The organism is Helicobacter equorum (genome assembly GCF_900198655.1).
GTDB classification, from domain to species: domain Bacteria; phylum Campylobacterota; class Campylobacteria; order Campylobacterales; family Helicobacteraceae; genus Helicobacter_F; species Helicobacter_F equorum.
Genome location: NZ_FZPO01000031.1, coordinates 1 through 15,776 on the forward strand (window position 1 = coordinate 1; position 15,776 = coordinate 15,776).

The 15,776-nt window shown below is 36.2% G+C and carries 20 protein-coding genes; 15 read left to right on the forward strand and 5 right to left on the reverse strand.

All coding sequences use genetic code 11. The features are described 5' to 3' along the window. Positions 1-116: 116 nt before the first annotated feature. The 15 genes from C6H22_RS05780 (at position 117) to C6H22_RS05845 (ending at position 10,873) form a co-directional block, all read left to right on the forward strand. Positions 117-863 (forward strand): acylneuraminate cytidylyltransferase family protein, encoded by a 747-nt coding sequence (locus C6H22_RS05780; RefSeq protein WP_158654639.1) that lies wholly within the window; start codon positions 117-119, stop codon positions 861-863. A 144-nt stretch (positions 864-1,007) separates the two neighbouring features. Next, the gene (locus tag C6H22_RS05785) at positions 1,008-2,588 is read left to right on the forward strand and encodes an aldolase catalytic domain-containing protein (RefSeq protein ID WP_104694385.1); all 1,581 of its coding nucleotides are present in this window, start codon (positions 1,008-1,010) and stop codon (positions 2,586-2,588) included. Beyond that, positions 2,588-3,475 carry an acylneuraminate cytidylyltransferase family protein gene (locus tag C6H22_RS05790; protein WP_104694386.1) on the forward strand — a complete coding sequence of 296 codons (888 nt, stop codon included), beginning with the start codon at positions 2,588-2,590 and terminating at the stop codon, positions 3,473-3,475. The genes C6H22_RS05785 and C6H22_RS05790 overlap by 1 nt, the downstream gene beginning before the upstream one ends. Next, on the forward strand, positions 3,472-4,248 hold the full coding sequence (locus tag C6H22_RS05795; RefSeq protein WP_104694387.1) for a 3-deoxy-manno-octulosonate cytidylyltransferase: 777 nt from the start codon (positions 3,472-3,474) through the stop codon (positions 4,246-4,248). Before C6H22_RS05790 ends, C6H22_RS05795 begins: the two co-directional genes overlap by 4 nt. A gap of 121 nt (positions 4,249-4,369) precedes the next feature. After that, positions 4,370-5,143: an aldolase/citrate lyase family protein gene (locus C6H22_RS05800; protein ID WP_104694388.1), complete on the forward strand. Its 774-nt coding sequence runs from the start codon at positions 4,370-4,372 to the stop codon at positions 5,141-5,143. Next, complete coding sequence (locus C6H22_RS05805) at positions 5,140-5,787, forward strand: cytidylyltransferase domain-containing protein (protein ID WP_104694389.1); 648 nt, start codon at positions 5,140-5,142, stop codon at positions 5,785-5,787. The genes C6H22_RS05800 and C6H22_RS05805 overlap by 4 nt, the downstream gene beginning before the upstream one ends. A 21-nt stretch (positions 5,788-5,808) precedes the next feature. After that, entirely contained in the window at positions 5,809-6,198 is a 390-nt protein-coding gene (locus C6H22_RS05810; RefSeq protein ID WP_267892030.1) for a cytidylyltransferase domain-containing protein, read from the forward strand. A gap of 134 nt (positions 6,199-6,332) precedes the next feature. Then, positions 6,333-7,211 (forward strand): NAD-dependent epimerase/dehydratase family protein, encoded by an 879-nt coding sequence (locus C6H22_RS05815; protein WP_104694391.1) that lies wholly within the window; start codon positions 6,333-6,335, stop codon positions 7,209-7,211. Beyond that, entirely contained in the window at positions 7,187-7,474 is a 288-nt protein-coding gene (locus tag C6H22_RS05820) for a Rossmann-fold NAD(P)-binding domain-containing protein (protein ID WP_158654640.1), read from the forward strand. Before C6H22_RS05815 ends, C6H22_RS05820 begins: the two co-directional genes overlap by 25 nt. Further along, the gene (locus C6H22_RS05825; protein ID WP_104694393.1) at positions 7,471-8,196 is read left to right on the forward strand and encodes an acylneuraminate cytidylyltransferase family protein; all 726 of its coding nucleotides are present in this window, start codon (positions 7,471-7,473) and stop codon (positions 8,194-8,196) included. The genes C6H22_RS05820 and C6H22_RS05825 overlap by 4 nt, the downstream gene beginning before the upstream one ends. A 39-nt stretch (positions 8,197-8,235) precedes the next feature. Continuing rightward, positions 8,236-8,385, forward strand: a complete 150-nt coding sequence (locus tag C6H22_RS08645; protein ID WP_158654641.1) for a hypothetical protein — start codon at positions 8,236-8,238, stop codon at positions 8,383-8,385. Positions 8,386-8,549: 164 nt separating this feature from the next. Next, positions 8,550-9,323 carry a TylF/MycF/NovP-related O-methyltransferase gene (locus tag C6H22_RS05830; protein WP_158654642.1) on the forward strand — a complete coding sequence of 258 codons (774 nt, stop codon included), beginning with the start codon at positions 8,550-8,552 and terminating at the stop codon, positions 9,321-9,323. A gap of 7 nt (positions 9,324-9,330) precedes the next feature. After that, complete coding sequence (locus C6H22_RS05835) at positions 9,331-9,951, forward strand: HAD family hydrolase (RefSeq protein WP_104694395.1); 621 nt, start codon at positions 9,331-9,333, stop codon at positions 9,949-9,951. A 50-nt stretch (positions 9,952-10,001) separates the two neighbouring features. Beyond that, on the forward strand, positions 10,002-10,139 hold the full coding sequence (locus C6H22_RS05840) for a hypothetical protein (protein ID WP_158654643.1): 138 nt from the start codon (positions 10,002-10,004) through the stop codon (positions 10,137-10,139). A 50-nt stretch (positions 10,140-10,189) separates the two neighbouring features. Further along, on the forward strand, positions 10,190-10,873 hold the full coding sequence (locus C6H22_RS05845) for a TylF/MycF/NovP-related O-methyltransferase (RefSeq protein ID WP_199769809.1): 684 nt from the start codon (positions 10,190-10,192) through the stop codon (positions 10,871-10,873). Here the strand turns inward: C6H22_RS05845 and C6H22_RS05850 are convergent, their stop codons facing one another. From C6H22_RS05850 to C6H22_RS05870, 5 genes are read right to left on the reverse strand one after another with little or no spacing between them, the layout of a single operon-like run. Next, a complete protein-coding gene (locus C6H22_RS05850) occupies positions 10,874-11,572 on the reverse strand; it encodes a coiled-coil domain-containing protein (protein WP_104694398.1) in 699 nt (232 codons plus the stop codon). It lies immediately after the preceding gene. Further along, positions 11,565-12,497 (reverse strand): 4-hydroxythreonine-4-phosphate dehydrogenase, encoded by a 933-nt coding sequence (gene pdxA / locus C6H22_RS05855; protein WP_104694399.1) that lies wholly within the window; start codon positions 12,495-12,497, stop codon positions 11,565-11,567. Before pdxA ends, C6H22_RS05850 begins: the two co-directional genes overlap by 8 nt. Before the next feature lie 8 nt (positions 12,498-12,505). Beyond that, the gene (locus C6H22_RS05860; RefSeq protein WP_104694400.1) at positions 12,506-13,291 is read right to left on the reverse strand and encodes a pyridoxine 5'-phosphate synthase; all 786 of its coding nucleotides are present in this window, start codon (positions 13,289-13,291) and stop codon (positions 12,506-12,508) included. Positions 13,292-13,295: 4 nt separating this feature from the next. Continuing rightward, on the reverse strand, positions 13,296-13,763 hold the full coding sequence (gene ilvN, locus C6H22_RS05865) for an acetolactate synthase small subunit (protein WP_095628451.1): 468 nt from the start codon (positions 13,761-13,763) through the stop codon (positions 13,296-13,298). Beyond that, positions 13,763-15,475 carry an acetolactate synthase large subunit gene (locus C6H22_RS05870; protein ID WP_104694401.1) on the reverse strand — a complete coding sequence of 571 codons (1,713 nt, stop codon included), beginning with the start codon at positions 15,473-15,475 and terminating at the stop codon, positions 13,763-13,765. Before C6H22_RS05870 ends, ilvN begins: the two co-directional genes overlap by 1 nt. Between the last annotated feature and the right edge of the window lie 301 nt (positions 15,476-15,776).

Sequence of the window (15,776 nt, forward strand, 5' to 3'; positions counted from 1 at the left end):
TTCTTAAAAATCATTTAATGCAAGGTTGCATTTCACAACGCACAAATCCCAAAAATATGCTTTTTATATTTATGAAAATTACCATTTTCAATTTTTATGTTTAGCAAGGGGTGTTCGTGGAAGTAACTGCCATTGTAGTAGCGAGAAAGGGTTCAGTTAGGATCAAGTCTAAGTCCTTATTAAAACTCAATGGACAGACTCTTATAGAGCGTAAAATTTCTCAATTAAAGGCTGCCAAAAAGATTCATAGGGTGGTATTTGGATCAGATTGTGAGCAGATGTGTGCTATAGCAAAGGATGCTGGTGCTGATGTTGTGGAACGTGATTCGTATTTTTGTGATGAGAGCAGAGCGAGTGCAAATGAAATGATTGGTGAAATGATGTCACTAGTTCACACTGATATCATTGTATGGGCACATTGCACAAATCCACTGATTAGTTCACATACATATGATAATGCTATTAGCACGTTTCTGACACACTATGGACAGTATGATAGTTTGTGTTCAGTTGTAGAGCTTAAGGAGCATCTCTGGTGTAGCGATAAACATACTCCGCTTAACTATAACCCATATATGTCCCATCATACTCCAGCAAGATCTCTGCCTCCATTATATATGCAGGATGGAGGGATTTTTATACAACCTTATATGCAGATGAAAGCAAATAGTTATTTTTTTGGTAGGAGACCATATTTATTTGAAATACCTAAGGAAGAATTTTTGGATATTAATGAGATTCGTGACTATCTCTTAGCAAAATCCATCATTGAAGCTAGTGTAAATTCTTTGGATTTGGAATCTGTATATCCAGATAACGTTTTGGTATCAACGACTCCTCGGGGGGGGGGTGGGGCAATTTAGTAGTCAATCTAGGGTGTATTCTGGATTTAGAGAAATCCTCTTTGCATACACCTCTTTATGTAAAACCTTTGTGTGTTTATTATCCCACAAACACGATGGTTGTATCATGAGAAGTCGATATACCGATACAAGTAGGGTTGCGTGATGAATATTTCCTTACTTGATTGTACTTTGCGTGATGGCGGATACATAAATAATTGGGCTTTTAAAGATAATTATATTATCAAAGTTATTCGTGCGTTGTTGGATTCTCACATAGAAATTATTGAGTGTGGATATTTAAGTGATGCTGGGTTAGATGGCAGTAGTACTATTTTTAGGAATATCAGCAGAATAGATAAAATTTTGGATCGTGTGTTTTTGCAAGAGAAATGGCAGAATTTTTATAACCCTGCATTTGTCGTGATGATAAATTTTGGGGATTTTAATCTTTCACATCTTGGAGATATGAAAGACTCCCGCATTTTTGGTATACGATTAGCATTTCACAAAAAACATCTACATGAAGCGATTAAGCAGGTTAGTGTGATACAAGAACTTGGATACAAAGTATTTTTTCAACCTATGGTTACTAAACAATATAGTGATGTTGAATTTCTTACAATGCTTGAAGCCATGAATGATTTGAAGCCATATGCATTTTACATAGTTGATAGCTTTGGGTCCATGACATTACGAGAATTTGGTCGTTACCTGCTTTTAAGTGATAGTAATTTAGATTCGAGTATAGCATTAGGTTATCATTCTCACAACAATATGCAATTAGCATTTGCCAATGCTATCAATTTTGTGCAAAATAGCCTTAGACGCGAGATTATTGTGGATTCAAGCATTTATGGTATAGGTAGGGGTGCTGGGAATCTAAATACTGAACTCATTGCTGATTTTCTTAACAAGGAAGTGTGTAAAAATTATCGAATTACTCCATTATTGGATGTAATTGATTCATTGTTAGAGCCGCTTATGGCAAGATATTCTTGGGGATTTTCTCCGGCACAATACCTCTCAGCATCACTTGAGATTCATCCAAGCTATGCAAACTTTCTCACAAAAAAGAATAATAATCATATTGCGACTATCCAAAAAGTTCTTCAGAAAATTCCACTATCCAAACGCCTAAGTTTTGATCAAGATTTCATAGAGAAGTTTTATGTTGAAACACTGCTAGAATCTAAACTTCCTGCGCATGGTGTATTGCAAGTCGATAAGAAGATTTTATTATTGGCTCCAGGAACAAGTGTTTTGGAACATGAACAAACTATTGAGTCTAAGATACACAGTCAAGAGTATATAGTTATAGCTATAAACCATAAACCCAAATTGCCATGCGATTATTATTTTTTTGCAAATCAGAAACGTTATGATGAGTTTGAAACTGATTTGCCTTGTGATCAGATTGTCATTACAAATAATCTTAAAGTTACGAAAGCACCCCCTATTGTTTTAGAGTATAGTGATTTGGTATTTATTGACGGAGAGTTTTTTACTAACACTACTGTGCTTTTGCTACATTATCTTGTGCGATGTGGTGTGTGTCGTGTGGAAATAGCTGGACTTGATGGTTACTGTGTTGGTAAGCAGAACTATTCATATGATGAATGTGATATACAAGCTTACGATGAAACAATGATAGAACAAAATGAGATTATGTCTAGAGCTCTTGTAAAGCTTGGAAATAAGATAAAACTGGAATTTATCACACCAAGTATTTTTAAGGATTGTTGATGGAAATAAATGTTTTTTTACCTTGCAGAAAAGGGAGTGAACGAGTACCAAATAGGAATATTAAGCCATTTGGATGTTTTGCAAATGGGCTTTTGGAATTGAAGCTTTCACAGCTTTTGGCAGTGCATAAAATCAGTAGGATTTTTGTGAGTTCAAATGATGATGAAGTGTTGAATTTTGCAAAAAATTTAAAGAGCAACAAGATTGTTTTGGGTAAGCGTGATGAGAGTTTATGTATGGACAGTACGCAAACTGATGAACTCATTGTATATGCTCACCAACTTATTAATAATGGGGAGATTTTATGGACTCATGTGACCGCACCATTTTTTGATCATCGATGTTATGATGACGTAATAGAGAAATATGAGCAGTGCTTATACGGAGGTTATGATTCGCTTATGAGTGTTAATAGGGTTTATGGATTCTTGTGGGGTTCTAAAGGTCCTATCAATTATGATAGAACGCTATGTAGGTGGCCACAAACACAAAGGCTTGCACCACTGTATGAGGTAAATAGTGCAGTTTTTCTAGCTAATGCGGAGATGTACAAACAACATCATGATAGAATAGGTGAAATGCCATACTTTTATATTACAGATAAAATTACGGGATTTGATGTAGATTGGAGAGAAGATTTTCTCATTGTTAAGGCACTTTTTGAATCAAGTTTTGCTAGTGATTTTGTAGATTGTATGCAATCTAGCCCTAGGATTTCGGGGGGGGGGATACACTATAATATTTGCCATTTAGAAACCATTTGGTGTAATCTATATATAACTTCTATAGAGACAAGAATTGTTCTTTTTTCACACAATATTTTGTTAAGGAACCCGTTTTCGTGTAGAATCAAGCAAACAGATATAGCTTTGGGGTGTGCATCATGAAAATTATAGGTGTAATTCCAGCACGTTTTGCTTCTAGCAGATTTCCAGGTAAACCATTAGCTAGTATTTGTGGAAAACCCATGATATGGTGGATATACCAAGAGGCTAAAAAACTTCAAGAAATTTGCGAAGTGTATGTTGCTACAGAGAGCCCAATAGTTGTTCAAGAATGTCGCAAGTTGAATGTAAATGTAATACTTACTTCTGATGAACATGCAAGTGGTACAGATAGGGTTGCAGAAGTTGCGCGTATTGTTGATGCAGATTGGTATCTGATATGGATGGGTGATGAACCATTAATAAAATCTCAAGAAGTTAGATATCTTTTACAAGAAGCAAACAATAAGAAAAACTATGAAGTTTACATGCTTGCTAAACATTTTGATAACCCAGTAGATGTAGTTAATTCAACAACTATAAAACTTGCAATTAATAAATATCAAGAACTTATATTTATGTCGCGTTCTTGTATACCTTTTCCTAAGGCTGCTCTAGATTATCATTATTACAAAAATATAGGTGCTTATTTGATGAGTGCGGAAGCATTGCGTTTTTTTGCACATACGGAAGTTGGATATTTGGAAAATATTGAGGATATTGAACTTCTACGTTTTTTAGAGAATTATAAAAAAATCTATGTATCTATTTTGCAGGATTGTATTTCTATGTCTGTCGATACTCCAAAGGATTTGCAGCGTGTTATCAAGTTAATGGAAACTACCCTAACTAGAGACTCGATAAGCTTTGATACGCCTTCGGGGGGGGGGGGGTAGATAACCCATTTAAAAGGCAATACACAAAGTTCTTGTGCATTTCATTAGATAAGAAATTTTCTCTTACCTTATGCTCTTTATGTTATAGTCATACTTCTTTCCAAAGCGTGAGAGTTGCGTAATGTTTGGAATAGAGAAGCTTCTTTATACACAGCTTTGTAAATTAAAGAATACATATCATTTGCAAGGGATTAAAGCAGAATTTGAAGCTGAAGGGTCAAACTTTAGAGATGTGATGCGTTTAAGGCGACTTACTTCAAGTGCTGGTGTGAAGTTATATCTCAAAATTGGTGGTGTAGAAGCCTTGAGAGATCTTAAAGATGCTATAGAAATAGGTGTAGATGGAGTGATTGCACCTATGGTAGAGAGTGTCTTTGGGGCAAAAAAATTTTATGAAAGTATTCAGAAATTTTACAAAGATAATCCTATCCATACTACCCTTAATATTGAAACTAAAACTGCTATAGAAAATTTTAGTGAAATTCTGTGTTACGCTAATGGGAAGTTTAACAATATTAATATTGGGCGATCGGATTTGAGTGCATCATTTTTGAATCCACGGATAACTCCAGAGAGTGAGAACATTTATGTAATTATTACTGACATTATCCGTCACATGCAAGATTTGGATCTTACATTAGGATTGGGGGGCGGACTTAGTCGTGCTAGCATCGATAATCTTAACACTACTTATATTTCTTTGAAACCTTCTATTAATCAACTCGAAACACGAAAGGTGATATTACCTACTGAAAGTTTTTGTGCTACAGAAGATGCGCTTAATGAAGCATTGAAATTTGAGGAACTTTATATCTTATCTAAAAAAGAATTTAGTGATTTGTATATAGATTCTGAAATAGCACGACTGCCGGAATTAAAAAGGAGAATGTCATGAGTTTTTGTGTGATTATTCCAGCTCAAGATTATAATCGGTATCATACGGATGGTGATCTTGCTCCATTTGGTGATACGACGTTGCTAGAATGGAAACTAGCTCAGTGCAAGGATTTTGTCTCAAAAGATAGAATCTATATAAGTTCTCAGAGTGCTAAGATACAAGATATAGCATCGCAACAAGGTGTTGGATTTGTCAAGCGTGATAGTGCTACGAGTTACATGGATAATATTAAAGATTTATTAAATCAACTGAGTTTTGAAAATATTATCTATACACATTGCACTACACCATTTATAAATGCCAGTATGTATCAAGCTATGTACCAAGAGTTTCTCAAAGCAAATCATAGCTCACTTATTTCGGTTAAAGAATTGCGAGAATTTATCTTTTATCAAGGCAAAAGACTTAATATAGAAAATGCATTTATTTTACGCACACAGATTGAACCTGTCATGTCAGTGATTAACGGATGTTATATATTTAAACGCACTAGAGCTCAAGAAATACAAAATTTTATTTTTGAAGATTCTGCATTTTTTATACTTGAGAATCTTGCAAGCATTGAAATTAAGGATATAGGTGATTATGCAATAGCTAGGGAGCTTATTGCAATGTATTTCAATAGGGAGGTTCGGAAGTGAGTATTAAGTATTAGTGCTATTATACCAGTTCGTAAGGGATCCAAAAGATTAAAACATAAAAATATTTTACCATTTGGGGATTCAAATCTTTTGATACATAAGATTCGCCAACTTAAAAAAGTCAAACATGTAAGCGAAATTATAGTTTCATCAGATAGTGATTCTATGTTGGAGATGGCAGAGAATGAGGGTGTTAGAATTCACAAGAGACAAAAAGAGTTTGCTGATGAAAAGAGTAAAAGCTTCTCTGAACTTATAGAGCATTTGGCATACGACGTGGGAAATGGGGAACATATTTTATATGCACCTTGTGTGTGTCCATTGTGTGATGAGCAGGACTTTGCAAAAGCTATAAAGATATATAAAAATCAAGTGCTTGATGAAAAAAGTTTGATAGTGTTATTTCTGTAAAAGAATTCAAAGAATACCTGTGGGATACTACCAAGCCTATAAACTATCGCATAGGTACATACCACACTCCATCACAGAATCTTCCAGAATATTTTGTAGTTGTCAATGGTTTTTATCTTGCTACACGTGAGAATATGCAAAAATGGAAATATTTTTTTGGCATGCAGCCATACAAGATACCTTTAGATCAAGCTCACGCTATAGATATTGATACAGAATTTGACTATATATGTGCAAGAGCAGGCTATGCTTATATGCAAGACAAAGCATCGGGGGGGGGTAATCAGTTCCATTATTGGTTGCTATGCGATTTCTTATCTATTGTTGTGTTTCTCATACAAGAGGATAGCACAATGAATATCCTCATTACTGGCGGAGCTGGATTTATTGGTACCGCTTTGGCATATAGGCTTATTCAAGCTTCGCACAGGGTAGTTTTGATTGATTTACCCAAAAAATTTAAGCCTCATCATAGAGATTATGAATGTTATGAGATTGACATACGTAATATTTCTAACTTTAGAGTTTTAAGAAATAAGCACTTTGATTGTATTTTTCATTTAGCCGCTCAAACTTCTGGAGCTATTTCACAAGAAGATCCCACATTGGATGTTGATACAAATGTAAAGGGTACTCTTAATGTGTGTAATTTTGCACGCATGTGTGGTGCTAAAAAAATTATTTTTAGTTCTTCTATGGCTATTTATGGTAATCATAATGGTAAAATTTCCGAAGATAATGTTCCGAATCCACTTTCAAATTATGGTGTCTCCAAGCTTTGTGGCGAGATGTATATTCAGAGTTTTCGACAATTTGGAATTCAAAATAGTATTTTTAGATTATTTAATGTTTATGGTCCAGGGCAAGATATGTGCAATCTCCGACAAGGTATGGCAAGCATTTTTATGGCACAGGCATTGACATCGAACGCTATACGCGTGACTGGATCATTGGATCGATATAGAGTTTTGTTTATATCGATGATGTTGTGGCAGCGTTATTATTGGGTTTAGGACATGAAACAGATTCTCAGACTTACAATGTAGGGAGCGCAACCGCCACGCGTGTTGATGAGCTTATTGAATATATTTTATCTTTATGTCCAAAGCCCCGCACGGATTTTTGTATAACAAATATAGGAGGACACGAAGGAGATACATTTGGTTCTCTTGCAGAAATTAAAAAAATATGTGCTTTAGGATGGAATCCTAGAGTATCTCTTAAGGATGGGTTGCAAAATATGTATAAGTATGCTACTATGGATGGTGTTTTATGAAAATCGCAGCATTATTAACTGGTAGAGGCAATAATACTTTACCTAATAAAAATATTCTTCCACTTTTGGGTTCGCCACTTTTAAGCTATCCAGCCAAGGCCGCGTTAGCGGTAGAAGATATACAAAGATTTTTTGTGAGCAGTGATGATAAAAAAATTCTAGATATAGCACAAAGATTGGGTTATGTGCCAATCTTGCGCCCAAAGGAATTAGCGCTTCCAAATTCACAGCATATCGACGCGATTTTGCATGCACTTACGGTTATCGAATTGCAATTTGAGTTTGTGCCAGATATTTTGGTGGTGTTATTGGCAAATTCTGCAACTATTAAAAGCGAGTGGATCCATCAAGCTATTTCAATTATACAACAAGATTCAAATGTAAGTGCCGTTGTACCGGTGCAAAATGATCAAGATCATCATCCTTATCGAGCAAAGCGCTTAAATACGCAGGGGAGCTTAGAGCCATTTTTTGATTTTGGTGACAAAGTCATTTCTACTAATAGGCAAGATTTGGAAACCTGTTATTTTTTATGTCACAATTTTTGGGTTTTAAATTTGCAGAAGTCTTTATATGCTAGTGGTGGGCAGAAGCCCTGGGTATTTTTAGGCAATAATATTAAACCAATTTTTACACAAGGTTGTTTTGACGTGCATACTCTTGATGACCTTGCTAAAAGTGAGGAATGGTTGAAGCAAAATCTAATTCCTTCATCAGAGTAGATATTGCCAAAGATTTTTAGAGTCACTAATGGTTTATATATGCGTGATCGAGAATCGATTTTGCAAAGTGGCTATTTTTTGGGTAAAAATCCTTATAAATTTTGTGTTTCAAAAATTTCTGGAATTGATATCGATGAATATGAAGATTATGAAATGGCAAGAGCGCTTTTAAGTTTATATGATGATTAATATGCTACACTCACAGGTTTAAAATCTAGTTGTAGCTAGGACTTAATTTTGGGAGTAGATTATGAAAAATGTGATTGTATTTGGTGCAGGAAGCACAGGAAGAACTCTAGTGGCTGAAATGGTTGTTGGGGGGGGGTATATATAATATAGATTCTCTCTTTTTTGTGGATAATGATGAAAGAAAGTGGAGCAAGGATCTGCAAATCACAGTAGGTGATGAAACTTTGCATTTTCCTATAAAATCACCAAAAGAAATTTTAAGGGTAGACTTTGATGAAATTATTTTAGCCACAATGGTCGGTTATGAGGATAATTTAAAGCAACTTCAAGATTATAAAATCCCAAAGCATAAAATAGAACATCTTCATCTTTGGAAAAAACTGATTCCACGCATTCAATTTTTGGAAAGTTTTGCAAAAGAATGCAAAATTAAAAATCTAGATGGTAATGTTGCGGAACTCGGCGTTTTTCAAGGAGAGTTTGCTAAAAAAATTAATGAGTTTTTTCCTAATAAAACTCTTTATTTATTTGATACTTTTGAAGGCTTTGATGAGAGAGATCTCAAGAGTGAAACAAATGATGTAAAAGAGAATGGTATCGGGCATTTGAATGATACTTCAATAGAAATAGTTATGAATAAAATGCTTTATCCTGAAAATGTAATTATTAAAAAGGGGTGGTTTCCAGAAAGTGCAGCGGGATTAGGTGATAAAAAGTTTTGTTTTGTAAATCTAGATCCAGATTTATACGAACCTATTCTAGCAGGTTTGGAGTTTTTTTATCCCAAGATGGTAAAAGGGGGAGTGCTTTTGATTCACGACTATTTTAATGAGGGTTATCCTGGAGTTAGACAAGCAGTGAGTGAATTTTGTGAGAAGTATAGCCTCAATTCTTTTCCCATTGGAGATGATATCAGTATAGCAATACAAAAGGTATAGAACAAACGTGATTAAAAATATTTTATGGGATTTTGATGGTGTTATACTCGATAGTCTAGCGGTGCGAGATTATGGATTTAGAGAAATTTTTAAGAATTTTGAGATAGAGGATGTAGAAAAACTTATAGTTTATCATCAACAAAATGGAGGGCTTTCTAGATTCCATAAGATCAAATATTTTTTCGAGGAAATTATACATCAACCAATCGATAACGATGGGATTGAGTATTATGCTAGAGAATTTAGTGAGATTATGCGTCGTGAATTGAGTAATCAACAATATTTGATACAGGAGACCATGACATTTATTTCATCACATTATCAACAAATACGATTTTTTATTGCCTCTGGTTCTGAGCACAATGAATTAAACTTTTTATGTCACAAATTGGGTATAGCACAATATTTTTCAGCTATATATGGTTCCCCAACACCAAAAGTTGGCCTCGTTGCTAAGATTCTATCTTCTCATGATTGTGATCCTAGGGAGTGTATTTTAATCGGTGATAGCATTAATGACTATGATGCAGCAAAGACACACAATGTCACATTTTATGGCTACAATAATACAAGCCTACAGGGCATTAGCGAGAGATATATAAAAACCTTTGTTGGATTTTGTATATAAATTTTGTTATAATCGGCAACTTACAATGTTATGAAGTGGGAGTTGCAAAGATGAAAAAAGTGGTGATTTGGAGTGCAGGGCAAGTTGGAATTCAAACAATGTGGCATGTTACCATGGATTATGAACTAATAGGATTTATTGATAGTGATGTAAGAAGACAGACCTCGGGGGGGGGGGGGAACCTATAAGCTATAATAATAAGCTCTATGAAGTTTATCCACCACATACATTAAAGGAATTGGAATTTGATCGGGTGTTTATCGCAAATATGAGCGATCATCAAACCCAAGAGATTATTAGAAGTTTAGAAAGCTTTCAGATTCCTAGTCAAAAAATTGATACTGGTGGTTTTGGAAAAGTGTGCAAATTTTCTCGATTAAATTTCATCAAAGCTTTATCCATACAATTCCAAGAAAATAATATAAGTGGTGCTGTGGCAGAGTTTGGTGTTTGGAGAGGTGAAACCGCAAGATATATTAACGAATATTTTAAAGCAGATGAGTTTTATTTACTTGATACTTTTGAAGGATTTAATGAAAAAGGTATTAGCAAGGAGATTGGTATTTCTCAACAATCAAAAACTACTGATTTTAGTGATACTTCACTAGAATTTGTAAAAAACAAAATGCCATATTTACAAAAGTGTCACTTTGTAAAAGGATATTTTCCAGAAAGTGCGACATATATTCCTAAAGATGAAAAATTCAAGTTCGTAAATATCGATGTGGATTTGTATCAACCGATTTTAGAGGGATTGAGATATTTTTATCCTAGACTTGTAACAGATGGTGTCATTTTGATTCATGATTATTTTCACCCTTATTATGTAGGGGCTAAAAGAGCTGTAGATAAATTTGCTAGAGAAATGAAAGTCAGAGTTCTACCGATAGGCGATGCTTTTAGCGTCATGATACAAAAGTAATCAATGCTTGTGGCTATAGCTTCGCACGAAGTTTTCAAAATCCTCGCGTATGTCTATGTTACCATAGTAGCGAATTTGTGCGGGAGTTAGCATATCCGCAGGCAATACCTCAATAATGCCTCGCAAACCATCATTGCGCCGATAGGATTCTAAACGCAAGAGCGCACTAAAGGTTTCACCGATGAGGTGTAAGTCTTGCTTATTTTGTGGGTGGAGATTTGGTAAATCAAAGGTTTGGGCAAACTTGCAATCAAGGTTAAAAAGATAGTATTTGATTGTCGTATAAGAATTTTTGGCTATAAATGTATCATCGATATTTAGCCCAAACAAAAATTCCTTATCTTCGCCAAAATGCACCGATTCTTGGAATTGCGTGAAGTTTTTTGTTTCGGTATGTTTTTGCTCAAGATTTAAAATCATATGGAGTAATTCATCAATCTGTGTGCCAAAATTTTTTGCATTAGCTTCTATTTGTGCTATGAGTGTGTCTTTTTGTTTAATCGTCTGCAAAAGCGTGGTATTTCTAGATTCTAATTCTTGAATGTAATTACTTAGCGAGGCGAGTTCTGTATCTTTTTGCGCGATGTTTTGTGTCAATGTCTCAATAGTTTTTTGGAGATTTTCACATTCTGTGCGTAGAGTGTGGATCTCATTTTTTTGTTGTTGGGTAATTTGGGCAGTAAAGTCAAACTTATCCATTGTGTCCTACTAAGTATCTACAGGCATTTATATAGCTTTGTAGATGTATTTCTTGAAATCTATAGGCTTTGTCATATGCCACCCCGTGATCTACGGAAGCACGTAATATAGGGAGATTTAGCGTTACATTGATACTTTGATCAAAATAAAGGGCTTTGAGTGGCGCTAAGCCCACATCGTGATACATACTTACATAATATTTGAATCTAGCGCGATTGTATGGGTTAAAGGCTGAATCTGGGGGCAGGGGACCGATAAAAAGTGTTTTACTAAGTGCTTGGTTGGCTTGTGTGATAGCTTGTGTGATAAGCGTATCTTCATTGCCCATAATGCCTCCATCACCACAATGAGGATTTAATCCCAACACGGCGCATTCTTGCATATTAGGCAAGGAGTTTGCAAGGTTTAACAAAAATGTTTTTAGCGTTTGTGTGTCTATCAAATCACTAACTTTTCTTAGCGCGACATGATCGCTAAAGAGTGCAACAAACATTTCTTGACATCCTAGCATCATAATGCCTTCACTTCCATATCGGGCTTTAAGTGCGTCTGTATGCCCTATGTAGTGGATTCCTGCTTGTTTCCAAGCGAGTTTGTGGATAGGGAGAGTAAGCACGGCTTGACATTCTTTGTTATCTACCAAATCACACGCATGAGAAAAGCTCTCATAGCTATAAGCACCACTGATTGGATTAAGCACTCCGGCTGTAATGGTGGGGAGATTTTGTGTTTGTGGCACGTGTAGGGAGCTTTTGGGTATGGGGTTAGATATTTTGAGGAGGTTTGTGGCTTGGGTAAGAATCTCATCATGCACACAATATATCGGTGTAGCGTGTTGGCTGATGAGTGTATGTGATCGGAGCGCGATTTCTAGCCCTATGCCATTTACATCACCGATACTTATTGCAATTCTTTTCTTTTGCATAGCTTACCTTATGGTGATGTGCAGAGTTTTAGCATATCGCTTATAGCGCGCTCCAATCCTACAAAAACCGCGCGTGCGATAATAGAATGCCCAATATTTAGCTCACTAATATCCTTTATGGCGATGATTGGTGCGAGATTGTGGTAATTTAGCCCATGCCCTGCAAAGCATTCTAGCCCTATATCACGCGCGTATTTGGCGCTTGTAGCTAGGAGAGAGAGTTCAGAATCTAAAAGATGTTGTAATTCTTTTGTGGGCAGTGCAAATTCTTGCGAACTATGGTGTGTTTTTGGGAGATTGGTAGTTTGCATAAGGTGGAGATTGGTGTATTTGCCAGTGTGGAGCTCTATACAATGCGCACCCAAGTCTTTGGCTAACGCGATATTGTCGATATGTGGATCGATAAAAAGTGCGGTATCAATGTCGTGTTTGGTATATCGCGCAAGTGTTTTGGCGATAGTATCGCTATGTGTGTTGAGGTCTAATCCCCCCTCTGTTGTGATTTCTTGGCGTTTTTCTGGGACTAGCGTGATACGATGAGGCTTGATGGCACACAAAAACTCGGTGATACCTTCATCAAGCGCACATTCGACATTGACAGGTAGTGGGGATTGGGCGATGATAGAGCACACATCAGTATCGTGTATATGGCGTCTATCTTCGCGCAAATGGATTGTGATTTGATGTGCTCCTGCATTTTTTGCGATAAATACGGCTTCTAGTGGGTTTGGATCATTGATCGCACGCGCTTCTCGCAAGGTTGCAATATGATCGATATTGACGCCAAGTCTCATTTTTTTAACGCTCTATGGCGACTACGCCACTACGAATGATTTCTTTTGGTTTGTATTGTTCTAATGCACACAAAAAGCTATCAATCCGCGTTGGCTCATCTGTGGCGGTGATGATGATGTGTTTTTGCGTCGCATCAGCAATAAGTCCATTATACGATTCACAAAGGGCTTTTATGTCCGCAAGTGGTTGTTTGATAGGAAGTTTGACAAGCACCATTTCTTTTTGCAAAAGTGTATCGCTTTCTACCACGCTTAGGACAGGTATAAGCTTATGGAGTTGTTTTACAATTTGTTCAAAAACTTTGGCATTGCCTTTTGTGGTGATTGTGATATGTGATAGATCGGTGTTTGGGAGTGGTGCAACACACAAAGATTCTATATTATACCCTCTTCCTGCAAAAAGTCCAGATATACGAGCCAACACGCTGTGTTCATTGATAACTGTTACACAAATTGTTCGTTTAGATTCCATTATTTAGCCTTTTTAAACAATATCATTTCATTGAGTGCCCCACCTGCTGGCACCATAGGTAATACATCTTCAAATCTATCTATTAATACTTCTAAAAAGCACACTTTTTGTGAATCTATACATTGTTGCAAGGCTTTTGGGAAGTCTTTTTTGTCTTTGACAACTACGCCATAACCACCAAAAGATTCTATGAGTTTTACAAAATCTGGCTGCAAACTCAAATCAGTATGTGAGAATCTATTGTCATAAAAGAATGTTTGCCATTGGCGCACCATACCTAAATAATTGTTATTGAGGATAATGTTTATAACAGGTATATCGACCTCTACGCATGTCATAAGTTCTTGGATATTCATCAAAATACTACCATCACCACTAATATTGACAATATATTTTGGTGAGAGATTTTTTTCGCGCATTGCACAATATGCACCCATAGCCGCAGGTAGCCCATAACCCATCGTGCCAAGTCCGCCACTTGTAAGGAATTGTCGCGGAAAACTAAATGGGTAAAATTGTGCCGCCCACATTTGGTGCTGTCCCACATCGGTGGTAAGGATTACTTTTTCCCCCAAGATTTCCCCTAATTTTTGGATAATCCATTGAGGCTTAATCACTTCATCACTACTTTCATAGATAAGGGGATTTTCTCTCGCACACAAAGAAAGCTTTTCTTTCCACGCTTCGATTTTAGTAGTGTCATATGAATCTAGAGTGGCTATGCATTCTTCTAAGACATTTTTTACATCACCCACTATTGGAAAATCCACATCCACAAGTTTGCCAATGGAGCTAGGATCTATATCGATATGCGCGATTTTGGCATGTTTGGCAAAAGCACTAAGTTTTCCTGTAACGCGATCATCAAATCGCACACCAATGCCGATTAAAAGATCGCATTCACTCATCGCTATATTTGCTGCATATGTCCCATGCATTCCAACCATACCAAGCAAGAATGGATTATCATCGCCTAAGCTACCCCTTGCCATAAGTGTTTCTACTGCCGGAATTTGTGTTTTATTAACAAGCGTGCGCACGAGGCTACTTGCATTGCTTAGGATCGCACCACCACCGATATAAAACAATGGTCTTTTTGCGTTATGGACAGCTTGGATAAGCTTAGTTATTTGTCTAGAGTTGCCCTTTATTATTGGTTTGTATGTGCGCAAAGAGATCGTTTCTGGATACTCAAATTCTCCCAAAGTCCCACTAATATCTTTTGGTATATCAATAAGCACTGGTCCTGGACGCCCTGTGCGCGCAATATAAAACGCTTCTTTTAAGATTTTAGGGAGTTCTTTGATGTCTTTGACAAGGTAGTTATGTTTTGTGCAAGGACGAGAAATACCAACGGCATCAATTTCTTGGAATGCATCTGTGCCAATTTGTGTAATAGGGACTTGCCCACTTATCACCACAAGAGGAATAGAATCCATATATGCCGTGGCAATACCTGTAATAGCGTTGGTAAAGCCCGGACCACTTGTGATGATCGCTACACCTACATCACCACTAGCACGAGCGTATCCATCAGCAGCATGGACAGCAGCTTGTTCGTGTCGTGTGAGTATATGGCGAAAATAAGTTTGTTTATAAATTTCATCATAGATATGCAAAACTGCGCCGCCCGGATAGCCAAAAATTACTTTTACACCTTCTATTGCTAAGGCTTCTATCAGCATTTGTGAGCCTGTAAGTTTTTTGCTCATAGTTGTTAATCCCTTGTGAATTTGTAATGTGCTTAGATTATAGCAAAGATAGGGTAAATTTTTACTATGAGTATAAGTGAGTTGGGAGTTTAAGAGATGTATTGTATTTCTTGTATTTTTTCCCAAAAATATATCAAAAAAGCCACTTTCTGATTCATTTAAAAACCATCAATATTGATTTGAGTGAGTTTGTCTTTGAAAGTAGGAAAAGTTTAAAAACATTTTTTTATCAAAAAGGACATAGCCATTTAGTCATTGTTGCTTGTAACAAGTGTGATGATACTTGTATAACCCCAAGGGT

Coding starts and splice junctions, on each gene's coding strand:
- C6H22_RS08645 (WP_158654641.1), top strand. CDS start 8,236: ATGCGTGATCGAGAATCGATTTTGCAAAGTGGCTATTTTTTGGGTAAA.
- C6H22_RS05785 (WP_104694385.1), top strand. CDS start 1,008: ATGAATATTTCCTTACTTGATTGTACTTTGCGTGATGGCGGATACATA.
- ilvN (WP_095628451.1), bottom strand. CDS start 13,763: ATGGAATCTAAACGAACAATTTGTGTAACAGTTATCAATGAACACAGC.
- C6H22_RS05805 (WP_104694389.1), top strand. CDS start 5,140: ATGAGTTTTTGTGTGATTATTCCAGCTCAAGATTATAATCGGTATCAT.
- C6H22_RS05790 (WP_104694386.1), top strand. CDS start 2,588: ATGGAAATAAATGTTTTTTTACCTTGCAGAAAAGGGAGTGAACGAGTA.
- C6H22_RS05800 (WP_104694388.1), top strand. CDS start 4,370: ATGTTTGGAATAGAGAAGCTTCTTTATACACAGCTTTGTAAATTAAAG.
- C6H22_RS05840 (WP_158654643.1), top strand. CDS start 10,002: ATGAAAAAAGTGGTGATTTGGAGTGCAGGGCAAGTTGGAATTCAAACA.
- C6H22_RS05850 (WP_104694398.1), bottom strand. CDS start 11,572: ATGGATAAGTTTGACTTTACTGCCCAAATTACCCAACAACAAAAAAAT.
- C6H22_RS05870 (WP_104694401.1), bottom strand. CDS start 15,475: ATGAGCAAAAAACTTACAGGCTCACAAATGCTGATAGAAGCCTTAGCA.
- C6H22_RS05795 (WP_104694387.1), top strand. CDS start 3,472: ATGAAAATTATAGGTGTAATTCCAGCACGTTTTGCTTCTAGCAGATTT.
- C6H22_RS05860 (WP_104694400.1), bottom strand. CDS start 13,291: ATGAGACTTGGCGTCAATATCGATCATATTGCAACCTTGCGAGAAGCG.
- C6H22_RS05825 (WP_104694393.1), top strand. CDS start 7,471: ATGAAAATCGCAGCATTATTAACTGGTAGAGGCAATAATACTTTACCT.
- C6H22_RS05815 (WP_104694391.1), top strand. CDS start 6,333: ATGCAAAAATGGAAATATTTTTTTGGCATGCAGCCATACAAGATACCT.
- pdxA (WP_104694399.1), bottom strand. CDS start 12,497: ATGCAAAAGAAAAGAATTGCAATAAGTATCGGTGATGTAAATGGCATA.